Source organism: Sediminicoccus rosea (genome assembly GCF_033547095.1).
Classification (GTDB): Bacteria; Pseudomonadota; Alphaproteobacteria; order Acetobacterales; family Acetobacteraceae; genus Roseococcus; species Roseococcus rosea.
Genome location: NZ_CP137852.1, coordinates 3,452,990 through 3,465,732, shown reverse-complemented (window position 1 = coordinate 3,465,732; position 12,743 = coordinate 3,452,990). Strand labels below are relative to the sequence as shown.

The window sequence follows — 12,743 nt, the reverse complement described above, 5'->3', positions numbered from 1 at the left end:
AAAATACCATGAGGAAGCTCAGCACCTACACCGCAGCGGCAGTCCTGGCGGTTGGGCTCGCCGGCACGGCGCTCGCACAAACGACGCTCCCGGCCGGTGCGGAACACGAGGGCCATCACCCTGACGCGCCGCCTGCCGCCCAGCCGCCCGTATTGCCGCTTGGGGCGCCGGCAGCCGGCTTGGCCGGCCCGAGCGGCATGATGGGCGGCGACATGGGTCGCATGATGCAGCAGATGATGCAGGGCCGGATGGCCGCGGCCGCGATGCAGCCGTTCCGCCGCATTGAGGGGCAGCTCGCCTTCTTCCGGGCCGAGCTGCGCATTACCGACGACCAGCTCCCGCAATGGGCCGCCTTCGCCGACGCCGTCCGCGCCCAGGGCGACAGGCTTCGTCAGGTCACGCAGCAGGCGATGGGCGGCACCACCGGCCCCGGGACGGCGCCACAACAGATGGAGCGTCGGATCGCCCTGCTCTCCGCCCATCATGAAGCGATGCGCGCGGTCAACTCGGCAGCGACACCGCTCTATGCGGCGTTGTCCGAGGATCAGCGCCGCACCGCCGACGAGCTTATGGCCGAACATCTGCGCAGCATGAGGATGCCGTGACATGGATCAAATGGACGGAGTCCACACGCAGGGAACGCCTTCCTGGTGGCGTACTCGCACTGGAATAGCTGTGATCGGCTTCGCGCTGATCGGGGCCTTCTACATCCTGCGGGAGCATTGGGGCCACGCGTTCGGCGCGCTTCCCTATCTCATCCTCCTCGCCTGCCCGCTGATGCACCTTTTCATGCATCACGGGCATGGCCATGGCGGCGGCGGGCAAGACGCCGCCTCAGATCGTGGCAACGGCGCCAGGTGATCCACTATCTACCGCGGGGTTGGGCTGGATGGGCTGCTCCCGCGGCCCGCTACCTCGCGGCCATGCTCGCCTTGAACCTCGCCTGGGAAGTCGCGCAGCTCCCCCTCTACACGCTGTGGCTGGAGGGAATGCCGGGCGAGATCGCCTTCGCCGTCCTTCATTGCACTGGCGGGGACGCGATGATCGCTGCCGTCGCGTTGGCGGCGGCGATCCTGCTGACCCGATCCTGGCATTGGCCGAGCCAGGGATGGGGGAGCGTCGCGCTGATCGCGACCCTGATTGGCCTTGGCTACACGGTGTTCAGCGAGTGGCTGAATGTCGATCTGCGCCAATCCTGGACCTACACGGCCGCCATGCCGCGCCTTCCGCCGTGGGGAACCGGGCTCGCCCCTTTCCTCCAATGGCTGCTGTTGCCGCCACTGGCGATGCTGGCAGCGCGGCCGCCTGCGCGACCTTTCGCGCGCTGAGGAGTTAAACGGACATGGAACATCACGGCCCCCACACCGCCCACGGCCAGCACGATCCTGAGCTTGAAGGGACTGCGGCGGCATCGGGCACCGTGAAGGATCCGGTCTGCGGCATGACGGTGGACCCGGCAAAGACCGCGCACCACGCCGATCATGCGGGGCATGCCTACCATTTCTGCTCAGCCGGTTGCCGCACCAAGTTCATCGCCGAACCGGGAAAGTATCTGCAGGCGCGTGCGCCTTTGCGCGCAGAGGCGGTGGCGCCGGGCACCATCTACACCTGCCCGATGCACCCGCAAATCCGGCAGCCAGGGCCGGGCAGTTGCCCGATCTGCGGCATGGCACTCGAACCTGAGACCCCCTCGGCCGAGACGGGACCCAACCCGGAGCTAGTGGACTTCACCCGGCGCTTCTGGATCGGGCTTGTGCTGACCATCCCGGTCTTTCTGTTGGAGATGGGCGGTCACCTGACGGGGATGATGCACCTTGTTGGCGGGCCGCGCGTGGGCAACTGGATCCAACTGGCGCTGGCGACGCCCGTGGTGCTCTGGGCGGGCTGGCCTTTCTTCGTCCGCGGCTGGCAGAGCCTGGTGAACCGCAGCCTCAACATGTTCACCTTGATCGCACTCGGCACCGGCGTCGCCTGGGTGTTCAGCGTCGTGGCCACCCTCGCCCCGGGCATTTTCCCGGCTGCCTTCCGCGCGGCTGATGGCTCGGTGGCGGTGTATTTCGAGGCCGCTGCGGTGATCGTCGTGTTGGTGCTGCTCGGCCAGGTGCTCGAACTGCGGGCGCGCGAGCAGACAGGCGGTGCCATCCGCGCCCTGCTCGATCTGGCGCCGGCGCAGGCGCGTCGGTTGCGCGACGATGGTTCGGATGAGGAGGTGCCGCTGGCCGTCATTATGGTCGGCGATCGGCTGCGCGTTCGTCCTGGTGACAAGGTGCCGCTCGACGGCGCCGTGCTGGAGGGTGCCTCCAACGTCGATGAGAGCTTGGTGACGGGTGAGGCAGTGCCGGTCACCAAGACAGTGGGTGATCAGGTCGTCGGCGGCACGCTGAACGGCCAGGGCAGCTTCGTCATGCGGGCCGATCGCGTTGGCCAGGACACGGTGCTGGCGCAGATCGTGCGCATGGTCGCGGGCGCGCAGCGTTCCCGCGCGCCGATCCAGCGCCTGGCTGATCAGGTCAGCGGCTGGTTCGTACCCGTAGTCGTGGGCATCGCGCTGGCCGCCTTCGCAGTCTGGGCGGTGTGGGGACCGGAGCCGCGTCTCGCCTTCGCGCTGGTCGCCGCGGTGACGGTGCTGATCATTGCCTGCCCGTGTGCGCTGGGGCTGGCGACGCCGATGTCCATCATGGTCGGCGTGGGACGGGGCGCGCAGGCGGGGGTGCTAATCAAGAACGCTGAGGCGCTTGAGCGCATGGAGCGGGTTGACACGCTCGTCGTCGACAAGACCGGCACGCTCACCCAGGGGCGGCCGGACGTCGTGGCTGTGATCCCGGCAGCAGGCGTGGCCGAGGAGGAGGTGTTACGCCTCGCTGCGGGGTTGGAACGGCCGAGCCAGCATCCGCTCGCCGAAGCCGTCGTGCGGGCGGCGGAAAAGCGCGGGATCGTCGTGCCGTCAGTCGAGGGTTTCGATGCCCCTATGGGTCGCGGCGTGACCGGCACGGTCGAAGGACGCCAGGTCGCGGTAGGCAACGCCCGGCTGATGGATGAGACCAAGGTGGATGTCGGCGCCCTATCGGCGGAGGCCGAGCGTCTTCGCGGTGATGGCGCCACGGTCTTCTTCGTGGCGGTGGATGGCCATGCCTTCGGCATCGTCGCGGTGGCCGACCCGGTGAAAGAGACGACGGCGGCAGCCCTCGCGGGCCTCGCCAAGGAGGGCGTGCGGGTGGTGATGTTGACCGGCGACAACCGCACGACCGCTGAGGCGGTGGCGCGGCGGCTCGGCATCACCGAGGTTGAGGCGGAGGTCCTGCCTGAGGACAAGCAGCGCATCATCGAAAAGCTGAAGGCCGAGGGGCGCCGTGTGGCGATGGCGGGCGATGGCGTGAACGACGCGCCGGCACTGGCGGCGGCCGAGGTTGGCATCGCCATGGGTACCGGCACGGCCGTGGCGATCGAGAGCGCGGGAATCACGCTGCTGGGCGGCGATCTGATGGGGATCGTTCGGGCGCGGCGGCTGTCGGAGGCCGTGATGGGCAATATCCGGCAGAACCTGTTCTTCGCCTTTGCCTACAATGCGGCTGGTGTGCCGATCGCAGCGGGGGTGCTGTATCCGATGTTTGGTATCCTTTTGTCGCCCATCATCGCGGCGGCGGCCATGGCGCTGTCGTCGGTGAGCGTGGTCGGGAATGCACTTCGGCTGCGAACAACGCGGTTGGATTGACCCAGTCGGAGCGCATTGACGGTTCTGCGATGCGCCTCACGGCACCCGTCGCTTGGCAACCCCGACAGACAGCGTCGCCGCCGCCAGATCGAACGTCGCCGCGGAGATATTCCGCGCCATGACGCGCACCGTGTTGTTCGACCACACCGCCGCGTCGAGTTCGATGAACCGCGTCGATGACACCAGCGACGCCTGCGCGAGGTCGCCGGCCCGTGCCCCGTTCACCGTGACATCGAGCAGCGCCGTTGCCCCCGCCGCCAGGCTGGGCAAATCCCAGGACACCTCCGCCGCGAACCAGTGTCCACAAAAGCGAGACAGGACCACTCACTCGATCTCGATGTTAGCGGCGCGGATGACGGGGCCCCAGAGCGCCGCCTCCTCCGCGATGAAGCGCGTCGCGCTCTCGGGTGTGGAATCCGTCACGGGCACAAAGGCTATGGCCTCCAGTGCGCGGCCAATCTCGGGCGTGGACATCGCCGCGCGAGCGGCAGCGGCCAGGCGCTCCAGCCGGTCCGGCGGCGTGCCGGGGGGCGCGGCCAGGTAATTGGCGATGCGGGTCACGACGTCGAAGCCACTCTCGCGCGCGGTCGGCACGTTGGGCACCACCGCGGCGCGCTGCTCGCCGAAGACGGAGATGATCCGGAGCTTCCCTTCGTTGTGCTGCGGCAGCAGCGTCGTGAAGGCGTCCACGGCGAAGGAGATCGTGCCGGAGAGAAGATCCTGGGTGAGCGGCCCCGAGCCTCGGTAGGGCACATGCACCACATCGAGGTTGCCGACCCGTGTCCGCAGCAGCTCCGTCGAGAGATGCGGGGCGCCGCCGATGCCCGAGCTGCCATAGCTGAGCCGGCCCGGTTGCGCGCGGATGAGCGCGATCAACTCGGCCAGGTTGTTCACGCCGAGCCGCGGGTTGACCGCCAGGGCGAGCGGCGTGATGCCGAGGATGGCGATATGCGAGAACCCCGTCACGGGATCGAAGGGCGGCACGCGACGTGTGAGTGGACCGGTGATCCCGGCCGTCGGGCTTTGGAAGATCAAGGTGTACCCGTCCGGTCGGGCACGATGCACCTCGGCCGAGCCGATGAGACCGCCCGCCCCGCCGCGATTGTCCACGATCACGGGTTGGCCGAGCGCTCGCCCGAAGGGCTCGGCGAACATGCGCCCAAAAATGTCGGTGTTTCCACCTGGCGGGAACGGCACCACCATGCGGATGCCGGAGCTGGGGAAAGGCGCTTGTGCATAGGCGGGGGTGGCCAGAAGTCCAAGGCCGGCCGCAGCGCGCAGGATCTGGCGCTTCTTCATGGTCGTTTCCTCCTCGCCCTCTCGCGGGGCGATGATAGGCAACTCGGCGTGATCCCGGCTGTCAACGTAAGGATGAGGTCATGTGGCGTTCCGTTTCGCGATCTGAACCGACGGCGCTGTCACGAGGCTTCCGGACACTGACCGCATGGCCTTCACGATCCCAGGCGCCGCTGCAGCCCTGCGACGACCAGATCCAGCAGCCGGGTTCCGAGCCCCCCTGACAGGCCTGCGGCGCCGCCCACAATGAGCAGCCCCCATCCTGCGTCTCGCAGTGAGGGGTCGATGTAGGTGACGGCGGATGCCGCGATGATACCAAGCAGCGGGCCGAGGTCGACTTCGCTGATGAGGATAGGAGAGGGCCACTTGCCCCTGCGTCGGCAGGGCGACGTTCACCCAGGCGAAGAGCAATAAGCTGATCCGTTAATCGCTTGGCTCGGTTCCGAGTTGGAGCGAATGGTCCGTCACCGGCAGGGCTGCCCTGCACCACGACGGAGACGAGCATGACCGACCGCGAAGCCCGCGCTGCCCGCAACCAGGAAAACAGCCTGACCACCTTCCTGGCGAAGAAGGCCGAGTTCCACGCCCTCCTCACGGAACTCACCCAGGCGAGCGAGGACCATTTCGGCGCGGATCCCGAGAAGGTGCTTTGGGGTGAAGCGGCCTGGCTCTCGGATGCGACCGCGAAGCTGAAGGACATTGCGGATCAGCATTTCCGCCGCGGCGAATACGCCTGCTGAAGCGGCCCACTCCCGCACCGCCCCGACCGGCGACGCCGGCGGGGCTCCCGGCAGTAGGGGCCGATGATTGGCTCCCCGAACCGGAGACCACCACGATGATCAAGCTTTCCGACACCCAGCGCGTGATCCTCAGCGCCGCCGCACAGCACGAGATGGGCCTGGCCCGCGCTCCGAAGACTCTGCCTGCTGCGGCGCGCAACGCGGTATTTCGCAGCCTGATCAAGAGCAACCTGCTCACCGAGATCAGCGCGCCGCGCGAGCACGTCGGGCTCGGCTGGCGCCAGGATGAGGACGGCACCTGGGTCGTGGCGCGCATCACGGACGAGGGGCTGGGCGCCATCGGCATCGACCCGAATGCAGACGACATGGTGGTCGACACAGCCCCCGAGGCGGCGTCGACCGCGCCGGAGGATGGGAACCCCACGCCTGCCATCGAGGCGCCCAAGTGCGCAGGTGCGACGAATGAGGTGTCGAGGTTCGAGCGCGCCACCACACCCCGCCCCAGCCTGCGCGACGCGGCCGTGGCAACGCTGGCCGCCTGGGAGGCGCAGGACGGCCTCGAGGAGGCCCTGGAGGTGCTCAAGGCCTCGCTGCCCCGCCAGCACTCTCCCGTTGGCTCTGGCGGCCTCCAGGGGGCACGGCAGGGCACCAAGCAGGCGGCGGTGCTGGGGCTGCTCGGCCGTGAGGAGGGCGCAACCATCGCTCAGGTGATGGAAGCGACCGGCTGGGCGCCGCATACGGTCCGAGGGTTCCTGGCGGGCCTCAAGCGCAAGGGGCATCAGGTGGAGGTGCTGGAGCGAGTGCGGCAGGTCGGCCCGGGTCAGCAGGGCGCCAAGGGGAGCTACACCATCTACCGCCTCGCGGAAGGCGAGGTCGCGGCAGAGGCAGGCTGATGTTCCACCATCGTCAGACGAGCGAGCGTTACGCGGTCGGGCTTTATCGGGTCTCGACTGCGGAGCAGGGGCAGAGCGGGCTGGGGCTGGAGGCCCAGCAGGCCAGCGTGAGGGCCTTCGTAGCAGCCCAGGGTTGGACCCTGGTCGCGGAGTTCAGCGACGTGGCCAGCGGCAAGGACGACCGCCGGCCGGGGTTCCAGGCGGCGCTGCTCAAGTGCCGCCAGCTTGGCGCTGTGCTGGTGGCGGGGCGTCTCGACCGCATCACCCGCCGCGCCCACACGTTGTCGCAACTGCTGGAGGACGGGGTCTCGATCCGTGCTGCGGATATGCCAGGGGCCGATGACCTTATGATGCGGATCTACGCGGCTATGGCGCAGAAGGAGCGGGAGTTGATCAGCGCACGGACCAAGGCCGCGCTGGCGGCCGCCAAGGTCCGTGGGGCTGTGCTGGGCGGGGATCGGGGCTACCGGCCTGCCGCGGGGCCGGACGCCGCTGCGGCGGCGCTGGTGCGGCGGGAGACGGCGGAACGGGCGGCACACCGCCTGGTGTTGGAGGTGGAGCGGCTCTACGCCGAAGGCGTCGAGGGCCAGGCTGCCATGGCGCGCGCGCTGAACAAGCGCGGGGTGCCGACGCCGCAGGGTCGAGGGGCCTGGACCCATACGACGGTGGCGCGGGTGCTGGCGCGGACCAGAGGTGCGTAGCGCCGCCGGCGAGGGTGGGGGCCGCGGGCTGGCTGCCAGCCGGGCATGTCGAGGCGTCGCGGGATACACCTTCACGTGATGATCCGCGGGGGCGTCGGGACCTTGTGGATGCGGCGGCAGGCGGACAGCTGCCGCCTCTTCCATACGGGACGGTCGTGCCGAAGGCATGACGGATCGAAGGAGCTGACCGGCCGTGCTTATCACGCCAGCCTCAATCTACTTCAGCTGGCTGTCCTTGCTGCCCCTGCGGTTGATGCCAAAGCTTACGGGTTGGCGATCCCGCGCGGTCTGGCAGCTGACGCAGGTGAGGACACCGGGAACCGCACGGCGCCGCCCCTCCGGGATCTCGTCGCCGCATTCGACGCAGTGCGTTTCGCCTGTGCCAGCCGGCATACGAGCGCGAGCGCGCAGCACGCCATCTGCGACGGTGTCGTCGATCTGATCCTGGACAGCTCCATCCGGAGCCCAGCCGCTTGCCATGGACGCTACCTTGCTGACTTCCGTTCGTCTCTTGGATGAGATGGGCGCTTGCATCGCTATTTCCAAGCGCATGGCGATGGAGGCCACGCCGTTGCAACCGCGCCCAGCCTGTTCACCACCGAGCAACGGTCGTTGGTCGGTGTTGAACAGATGCAATCCAACGAGATCCGACCGACTGCACCTCAGGGATTTTTGACGGATCGGCGGGGGATTTCGAATGGCAGACGCTCCTCCTCGATGACCTGAGGCGGTGCTTGGGGATCCATGGGATCGATGATGGTGCGGACGATGCTCACGGTCGCTGTGATGGGCTTGTCGTCCTCCATGAGCGCCTCAGGCTGCTTTTCGCGCCAGCCTGCGCGGGCCTTCATCCAGAAGATCGCCGCGGCGACGTTCTTGCCCTCGGTCGCCATGCGGAACAGGCTCTGCGCGACCTTCGTGGTGGCCTCGATCGAGCCGAGGTCCAGTTCCCGCGTGAAGTGCTTGCGGAGTGTCTTGGCGTCGATGTCGAGGAAGGTTGCGATGTCGACGTGGGGCATACCGTAGCCAGCCATGCCGCGGACGGTGCGGCGCTGCTCGTCGGTGGGCTCGAAGCGGACTCCCTGGGTCATGCTGTGCCCTCCAAGGCCTCACCAGGCGCCGCAGTCCCGCGGGCCTGTGCGATCTCCGCAAAGCTGGCGCCATCGCCGTGCAGCCGCGCCTGCTGGCCTGTGAAGGCCTGCCAGCGGAGCACAGCGACATCGACATAGTCGGGGGAGAGCTCAACGGCGTGGCAGGCGCGGCCCGAGGTCTCCGCGGCGATGATGGTTGTGCCCGCACCGGAGAAGGGCTCGTAGACGGCCTGGCCGGGGGAGGAGTTGTTCTCGATCGGCCGGCGCATGCACTCGACGGGTTTCTGGGTGCCGTGAACCGTGTCCGCATCCTGGGCGCGGGAGCTGATGGACCAAAGCGTGGTCTGCTTGCGATCGCCGGCCCAGTGTCCTGTGGCGCCATCCCGCACGGCGTACCAACAGGGCTCGTGCTGCCAGTGGTAGTGGCCGCGCCCCATCACCAGGCGCTCCTTGGCCCAGATGATCTGGGCTCGGATGTCAAAGCCGCAGGCGGTGAGACTCTCGGCCACTGTCGTGGCGTGGAGCGCGCCGTGCCAGACATAGGCGACGTCCCCTGGGAAGAGCGCCCAGGCCTCGCGCCAATCCGCCCTGTGGTCGTTCAGCACCTTGCCGGTTCGCTGGGTTTGGCTGCCGGTGAGGGCGGCGTTGCGCCAGGCGGGGTCGTAGTTCACGCCATAGGGCGGATCGGTCACCATGAGGTGGGGCCGCACTCCGCTAAGCACCGCAGCAACGGTGTCGGCGTCGGTGCTGTCGCCGCAGACCAGGCGATGGCGCCCGAGGACCCAGACGTCGCCCAATCGGGACACGGGTGTCTTGGGGAGGGGAGGGACCTCGTCGGGGTCGGTCAGGCCTGTGGTGGGCTCGGCGAGGAAGCTTGCGATCTCGTCGCTATCGAAGCCAGTGAGACCGAGGTCGAAGCCCTCGAACTGGAGCTCGCCCAACTCGAGGCGGAGCATGTCGGCATCCCAGCCGGCGGAGAGGGCCAGGCGGTTGTCGGCGAGGATGTAGGCGCGGCGCTGGATTGGCGTGAGATGGGCCAATTCAAGCGTTGGCACTTCTGTAAGGCCCAGCAGGCGCGCGGCCATGAGGCGCCCGTGCCCGGCAATGATGCCCCGCTCGCCATCGACCAGGATGGGGTTGGTAAAGCCAAACTCCCGTATGGAGGCGGCGATCTGCGCGACCTGGGTGTCTGAGTGGGTTCGGGCGTTACGGGCGTAGGGGATGAGCTCATCCACCCGGGCGGGTTTGTAGCGCGGGAAGGCGCTGGCCTGCGCAAAGGGTGCGGCGCTCATGCGGCACCTCCGGCGCAGAGGGCGCGCGGGGCGAGGTGGTGGGTTTGGTGGATTTGGTGGGTTGGTTCCCGCCTCCCCCATAAAACTGTCAGACACGGATATATAGTAATCAATGCATCTGACACTTCTCGCGTAAGGGTCAAAAGAAACCCACTAAATCCACCAAACCCACCACGGGCATCACGCTGCGCGCGCATGCTCACCTCCATTCTGTTGCGTAAGGGTCCAGCGCTGATTGCCGCTGACGACGGTGCCGCGCTGGATGCAGAGGCCGTTCAGCCAACGGCCGGCTTGGGCAGCGAGCCACTTCCCGAGGCGTCGGCTGCTGATCACGCCGCTGTCTCCGGCCACGACGAGGAGCGCCTCGCGAAAGTCGGGATGGCGGAACTCGTATCGGGGCGTGCGCGGGAAGGCCTGCTCGGGCGGCGTGTTCATCTGGGTAGCTTTCTCGATGAGGTCCCGGACGCTGACAGCCGTGCCACCGATGATGGCGTGCCACTGAGCAAGGATGCTGGAGAGGGCATCGAGCCTCGGGTCTGTCTCCCGTGCGGTCTCCATGGTCTGCACGGGATCTGCCTCGCCCAGCCAGATCAGACTGCCGCGGACCCACCGGCTCCAGGCCTCGAACGAGCCGAGCGGCGTCGGCGCATCGGGATATCCTGCGACGTGGTAGGCGCGGAGGATCGTGAGACCTGCGGACACTAGCGCGGCGCGATCCTGCTCCGCCTGCCGGAGTGGGTTGCTCGTAAACTCCCGTAGCTCAGGGCGCTCGACCTGGGGATCGAGCTGGCAGAACAGCGCGCGCCGGGTCATGTCGCCGAGTAGGACCAGGTTGTTGCCCGTCGCTGTGATGAAGGCGCTCGTGGGCAGTTCGGGTGCCTCAGATCGCCCAAGGATGCGGGCACGCACGACGGGCTGGGTCAGGAGAGCGCAGAGGAACTCCCCGCCCAGTGGCGCCTCGCAATTGTCGATGGCGATCACTTGGTCGCCCGCCAGGAGGAGTGCGCCCAAGCGCTTTTGAAGTTCCTCCTCACCCTGACCCTGGGCGATGACAGCGGCGCTGCGCCCCGTGGTGATCACGCTGGTGAGATCGACCAGCATGGATTTCCCGGAGCCTGGGACTGGTGCTGAGAAGGCGTGGAGCGGCGCGGTGGGCAGGCCTCGGCGGATGAGGGATGTGAGGATGGCGGAGAGGGCCACGGAGCGACTGGCACCATCGACGAAGGGGAAGGTCTCGACGAGTTGGCTCAGCAGGGCCAGGGCCGCTGAAGCATCGGCGCGGGACGGCTGGTCCGGGATGCTGGCGCAGGCCCCCTGATCGCGTTCAAGGATCAACCCCGTGGCTTTGTCGTAGCCTGGCTCCTGCAGGATGCTGCCATCGGCTCTGAGGGTTGGCACCGTGATGACGCCGGCGAGCGCAGGCAGGCGCCAGAGGCCGCGTCGCTCGAGATAGGTTCTGGCGACGGTCAGTGGAGCATCAATCCGCGTCCACTCCTTGGTCCGGCCGTCGAAGCGTTCCCAGCGGGCGGCCTGCGACATGACCTCGACGAGCGCGTGCGCCTCGACCGGTACGATGCGTGGTGTTGAATGGCTGGCCGCATTCTTTAGCGGGGTGCTGGCTCGGCCAGGCCGCACAAGTTCACCACCACGTTGATAGATGCGGAATGGCTCGGCCAGCAGCGCGTCCTCGACCTGCTGGATGACTTCAGGCAGCGCGCCGCCCTTGATACGGATGAGGGGGAGCGGATCCGGCTGCCCTGGCAGAAAGACAGGGTTCTGCAGATCCTCGATGGTGAGCCATCGCTGCTCGATCATCTGCTTGAGGAAGAGCAGCCTGTCCCGATCCGTGCAGTGCGCGTGGCGGCAGTGGATCACGAAGCCGCTGCTGGTACTCTCGCTGGCGTTGACGAGGAAGGTGGCGTGATCTGCCCCTGCCTGGGTATGGGCCTCCTCATTGGGGCAGCGGATGTGATGCTTGGTGCCGTCGGCGACTTTGCCCAGCAGGATGTCAGGCCGACGCTCCTTAAGGGCGTCTACGATCTGGAAGTGCGCGGCGCTGCTGGAAGCCCAGGTCGTGAGGTTGAACAGTTCGCCCGTCTCTGGGTCACTGACCTCTAAATGACCGAAGTCGAAACCAAAGCCGAGCGGTCCGGTGCAGGTCCTGTGCTGCGCCTTCTGGTCCGCGGCGCGAGCGGTGTGCGTTCTGTTGCGCGGGGAGCCGACCGCAGCAAGAGATGCCGGCAGACTGAAGATGTCGCACGCGGCGCCATCCAGGACCATCGTTTCGGGTGGGGGGGCATCGGCAGGTCGCCGCGGGAGGTAGAAGAGCCGCGATGTGTCTTTGCAGGCTTCGTCATATCGCAGCCCCAGCGCATGAGCGAGGGCTGCGATAGCATTGGCCCAGGCAGCATTTGCGGTGTTCTGGTCGGGATAGGACCCGGCGACCCACGGATGTAGCAGGGGGATGGTGACGCGAAACTTGGGGCAGGGCTGATGCTCGAGCACGACCTCATTCTCGGTCTCAGTAATCAGCCTGGCGCCGACCGCGATGCCGGGGAGGTAGCTGCGCTCCGCTTGGAGGAATGCCTGGGCGAGGTCAGGTGTGTCGCCATGCGCCTGCTTGAACCTGTCCCAGTTCAGTCTCTTGGCCGTTGTGTGGATGCTCAGGTGCGAATGGGTCGAGCTGATGATCGCGGCCCAGCCGAGCGCTCGTAGGGCAGCTGCAATCTCGTCCAGGGTTGCGCCCGCATCGCTGTCGAGCATCGCAATCTCAATGCGGTCTGCGTCAACCTTCTTGCGTCGCTTACCGCGAAAGCACGCGGGCACGATGCAGGTGCCTTTCTTGGGGCCGATCTGGTGGCGCGTCAGTAGGCCGCAGATATCTGACCAGGTGAGGCTTCGGATGTCGGTCCACGGCGCGGTTTGGTCATCAGCTGTTCCGAAGGTCAGGCGAAACTCACGACGAGTTCGCATCTCCGTCGGGCCTCTTTCGAGGCCCTTCCGATCATCAGCGACTTC

The 12,743-nt window shown here is 67.4% G+C and carries 13 protein-coding genes; 7 read left to right on the top strand and 6 right to left on the bottom strand.

Annotation, left to right across the window (positions count from 1 at the left end):
- Positions 1–8 precede the first annotated feature (8 nt).
- From R9Z33_RS16780 to R9Z33_RS16765, 4 genes are all read left to right on the top strand, one after another.
- The gene (locus R9Z33_RS16780; protein WP_318647714.1) at positions 9–605 is read left to right on the top strand and encodes a Spy/CpxP family protein refolding chaperone; all 597 of its coding nucleotides are present in this window, start codon (positions 9–11) and stop codon (positions 603–605) included.
- A 70-nt stretch (positions 606–675) separates the two neighbouring features.
- Positions 676–861, top strand: coding sequence for a DUF2933 domain-containing protein (locus R9Z33_RS16775; RefSeq protein WP_431304032.1), 186 nt, complete (start codon positions 676–678; stop codon positions 859–861).
- 62 nt (positions 862–923) lie between these two features.
- Entirely contained in the window at positions 924–1,328 is a 405-nt protein-coding gene (locus R9Z33_RS16770; protein WP_318647713.1) for a hypothetical protein, read from the top strand.
- A 14-nt stretch (positions 1,329–1,342) separates the two neighbouring features.
- Positions 1,343–3,712, top strand: a complete 2,370-nt coding sequence (locus R9Z33_RS16765; RefSeq protein ID WP_318647712.1) for a heavy metal translocating P-type ATPase — start codon at positions 1,343–1,345, stop codon at positions 3,710–3,712.
- Between the two features lie 36 nt (positions 3,713–3,748).
- On the opposite strand, the gene R9Z33_RS16760 is transcribed toward R9Z33_RS16765, so the two are convergent.
- Both R9Z33_RS16760 and R9Z33_RS16755 read right to left on the bottom strand, forming a co-directional pair.
- Positions 3,749–3,994 (bottom strand): hypothetical protein, encoded by a 246-nt coding sequence (locus R9Z33_RS16760; protein WP_318647711.1) that lies wholly within the window; start codon positions 3,992–3,994, stop codon positions 3,749–3,751.
- 42 nt (positions 3,995–4,036) lie between these two features.
- A complete protein-coding gene (locus R9Z33_RS16755; protein WP_318647710.1) occupies positions 4,037–5,011 on the bottom strand; it encodes a Bug family tripartite tricarboxylate transporter substrate binding protein in 975 nt (324 codons plus the stop codon).
- Positions 5,012–5,511: 500 nt separating this feature from the next.
- On the opposite strand from R9Z33_RS16755, the gene R9Z33_RS16750 reads away from it, so the two are divergent.
- From R9Z33_RS16750 to R9Z33_RS16740, 3 genes are all read left to right on the top strand, one after another.
- Positions 5,512–5,748, top strand: a complete 237-nt coding sequence (locus R9Z33_RS16750) for a hypothetical protein (RefSeq protein WP_318647709.1) — start codon at positions 5,512–5,514, stop codon at positions 5,746–5,748.
- 95 nt (positions 5,749–5,843) lie between these two features.
- A complete protein-coding gene (locus tag R9Z33_RS16745) occupies positions 5,844–6,641 on the top strand; it encodes a DUF3489 domain-containing protein (RefSeq protein ID WP_318647708.1) in 798 nt (265 codons plus the stop codon).
- A complete protein-coding gene (locus tag R9Z33_RS16740; protein WP_318647707.1) occupies positions 6,641–7,342 on the top strand; it encodes a recombinase family protein in 702 nt (233 codons plus the stop codon). Before R9Z33_RS16745 ends, R9Z33_RS16740 begins: the two co-directional genes overlap by 1 nt.
- A gap of 216 nt (positions 7,343–7,558) precedes the next feature.
- Here R9Z33_RS16740 and R9Z33_RS24835 read toward each other — a convergent pair whose 3' ends face one another.
- From R9Z33_RS24835 to R9Z33_RS16720, 4 genes are all read right to left on the bottom strand, one after another.
- Positions 7,559–7,978, bottom strand: a complete 420-nt coding sequence (locus R9Z33_RS24835) for a DksA/TraR family C4-type zinc finger protein (protein WP_450104014.1) — start codon at positions 7,976–7,978, stop codon at positions 7,559–7,561.
- Positions 7,979–8,004: 26 nt separating this feature from the next.
- Positions 8,005–8,433: a hypothetical protein gene (locus R9Z33_RS16730; protein ID WP_318647706.1), complete on the bottom strand. Its 429-nt coding sequence runs from the start codon at positions 8,431–8,433 to the stop codon at positions 8,005–8,007.
- Positions 8,430–9,725, bottom strand: a complete 1,296-nt coding sequence (locus tag R9Z33_RS16725; RefSeq protein ID WP_318647705.1) for a site-specific DNA-methyltransferase — start codon at positions 9,723–9,725, stop codon at positions 8,430–8,432. The genes R9Z33_RS16730 and R9Z33_RS16725 overlap by 4 nt, the downstream gene beginning before the upstream one ends.
- 180 nt (positions 9,726–9,905) lie before the next feature.
- On the bottom strand, positions 9,906–12,698 hold the full coding sequence (locus tag R9Z33_RS16720; protein WP_318647704.1) for a hypothetical protein: 2,793 nt from the start codon (positions 12,696–12,698) through the stop codon (positions 9,906–9,908).
- Between the last annotated feature and the right edge of the window lie 45 nt (positions 12,699–12,743).

Bases quoted from the DNA above. Each gene is read 5' to 3' on its own strand.
- R9Z33_RS16780 (WP_318647714.1), top strand. From the start codon at position 9: ATGAGGAAGCTCAGCACCTACACCGCAGCGGCAGTCCTGGCGGTTGGG.
- R9Z33_RS16770 (WP_318647713.1), top strand. From the start codon at position 924: ATGCTCGCCTTGAACCTCGCCTGGGAAGTCGCGCAGCTCCCCCTCTAC.
- R9Z33_RS16765 (WP_318647712.1), top strand. From the start codon at position 1,343: ATGGAACATCACGGCCCCCACACCGCCCACGGCCAGCACGATCCTGAG.
- R9Z33_RS16755 (WP_318647710.1), bottom strand. From the start codon at position 5,011: ATGAAGAAGCGCCAGATCCTGCGCGCTGCGGCCGGCCTTGGACTTCTG.
- R9Z33_RS16750 (WP_318647709.1), top strand. From the start codon at position 5,512: ATGACCGACCGCGAAGCCCGCGCTGCCCGCAACCAGGAAAACAGCCTG.
- R9Z33_RS16745 (WP_318647708.1), top strand. From the start codon at position 5,844: ATGATCAAGCTTTCCGACACCCAGCGCGTGATCCTCAGCGCCGCCGCA.
- R9Z33_RS16740 (WP_318647707.1), top strand. From the start codon at position 6,641: ATGTTCCACCATCGTCAGACGAGCGAGCGTTACGCGGTCGGGCTTTAT.
- R9Z33_RS16730 (WP_318647706.1), bottom strand. From the start codon at position 8,433: ATGACCCAGGGAGTCCGCTTCGAGCCCACCGACGAGCAGCGCCGCACC.
- R9Z33_RS16725 (WP_318647705.1), bottom strand. From the start codon at position 9,725: ATGAGCGCCGCACCCTTTGCGCAGGCCAGCGCCTTCCCGCGCTACAAA.
- R9Z33_RS16720 (WP_318647704.1), bottom strand. From the start codon at position 12,698: ATGCGAACTCGTCGTGAGTTTCGCCTGACCTTCGGAACAGCTGATGAC.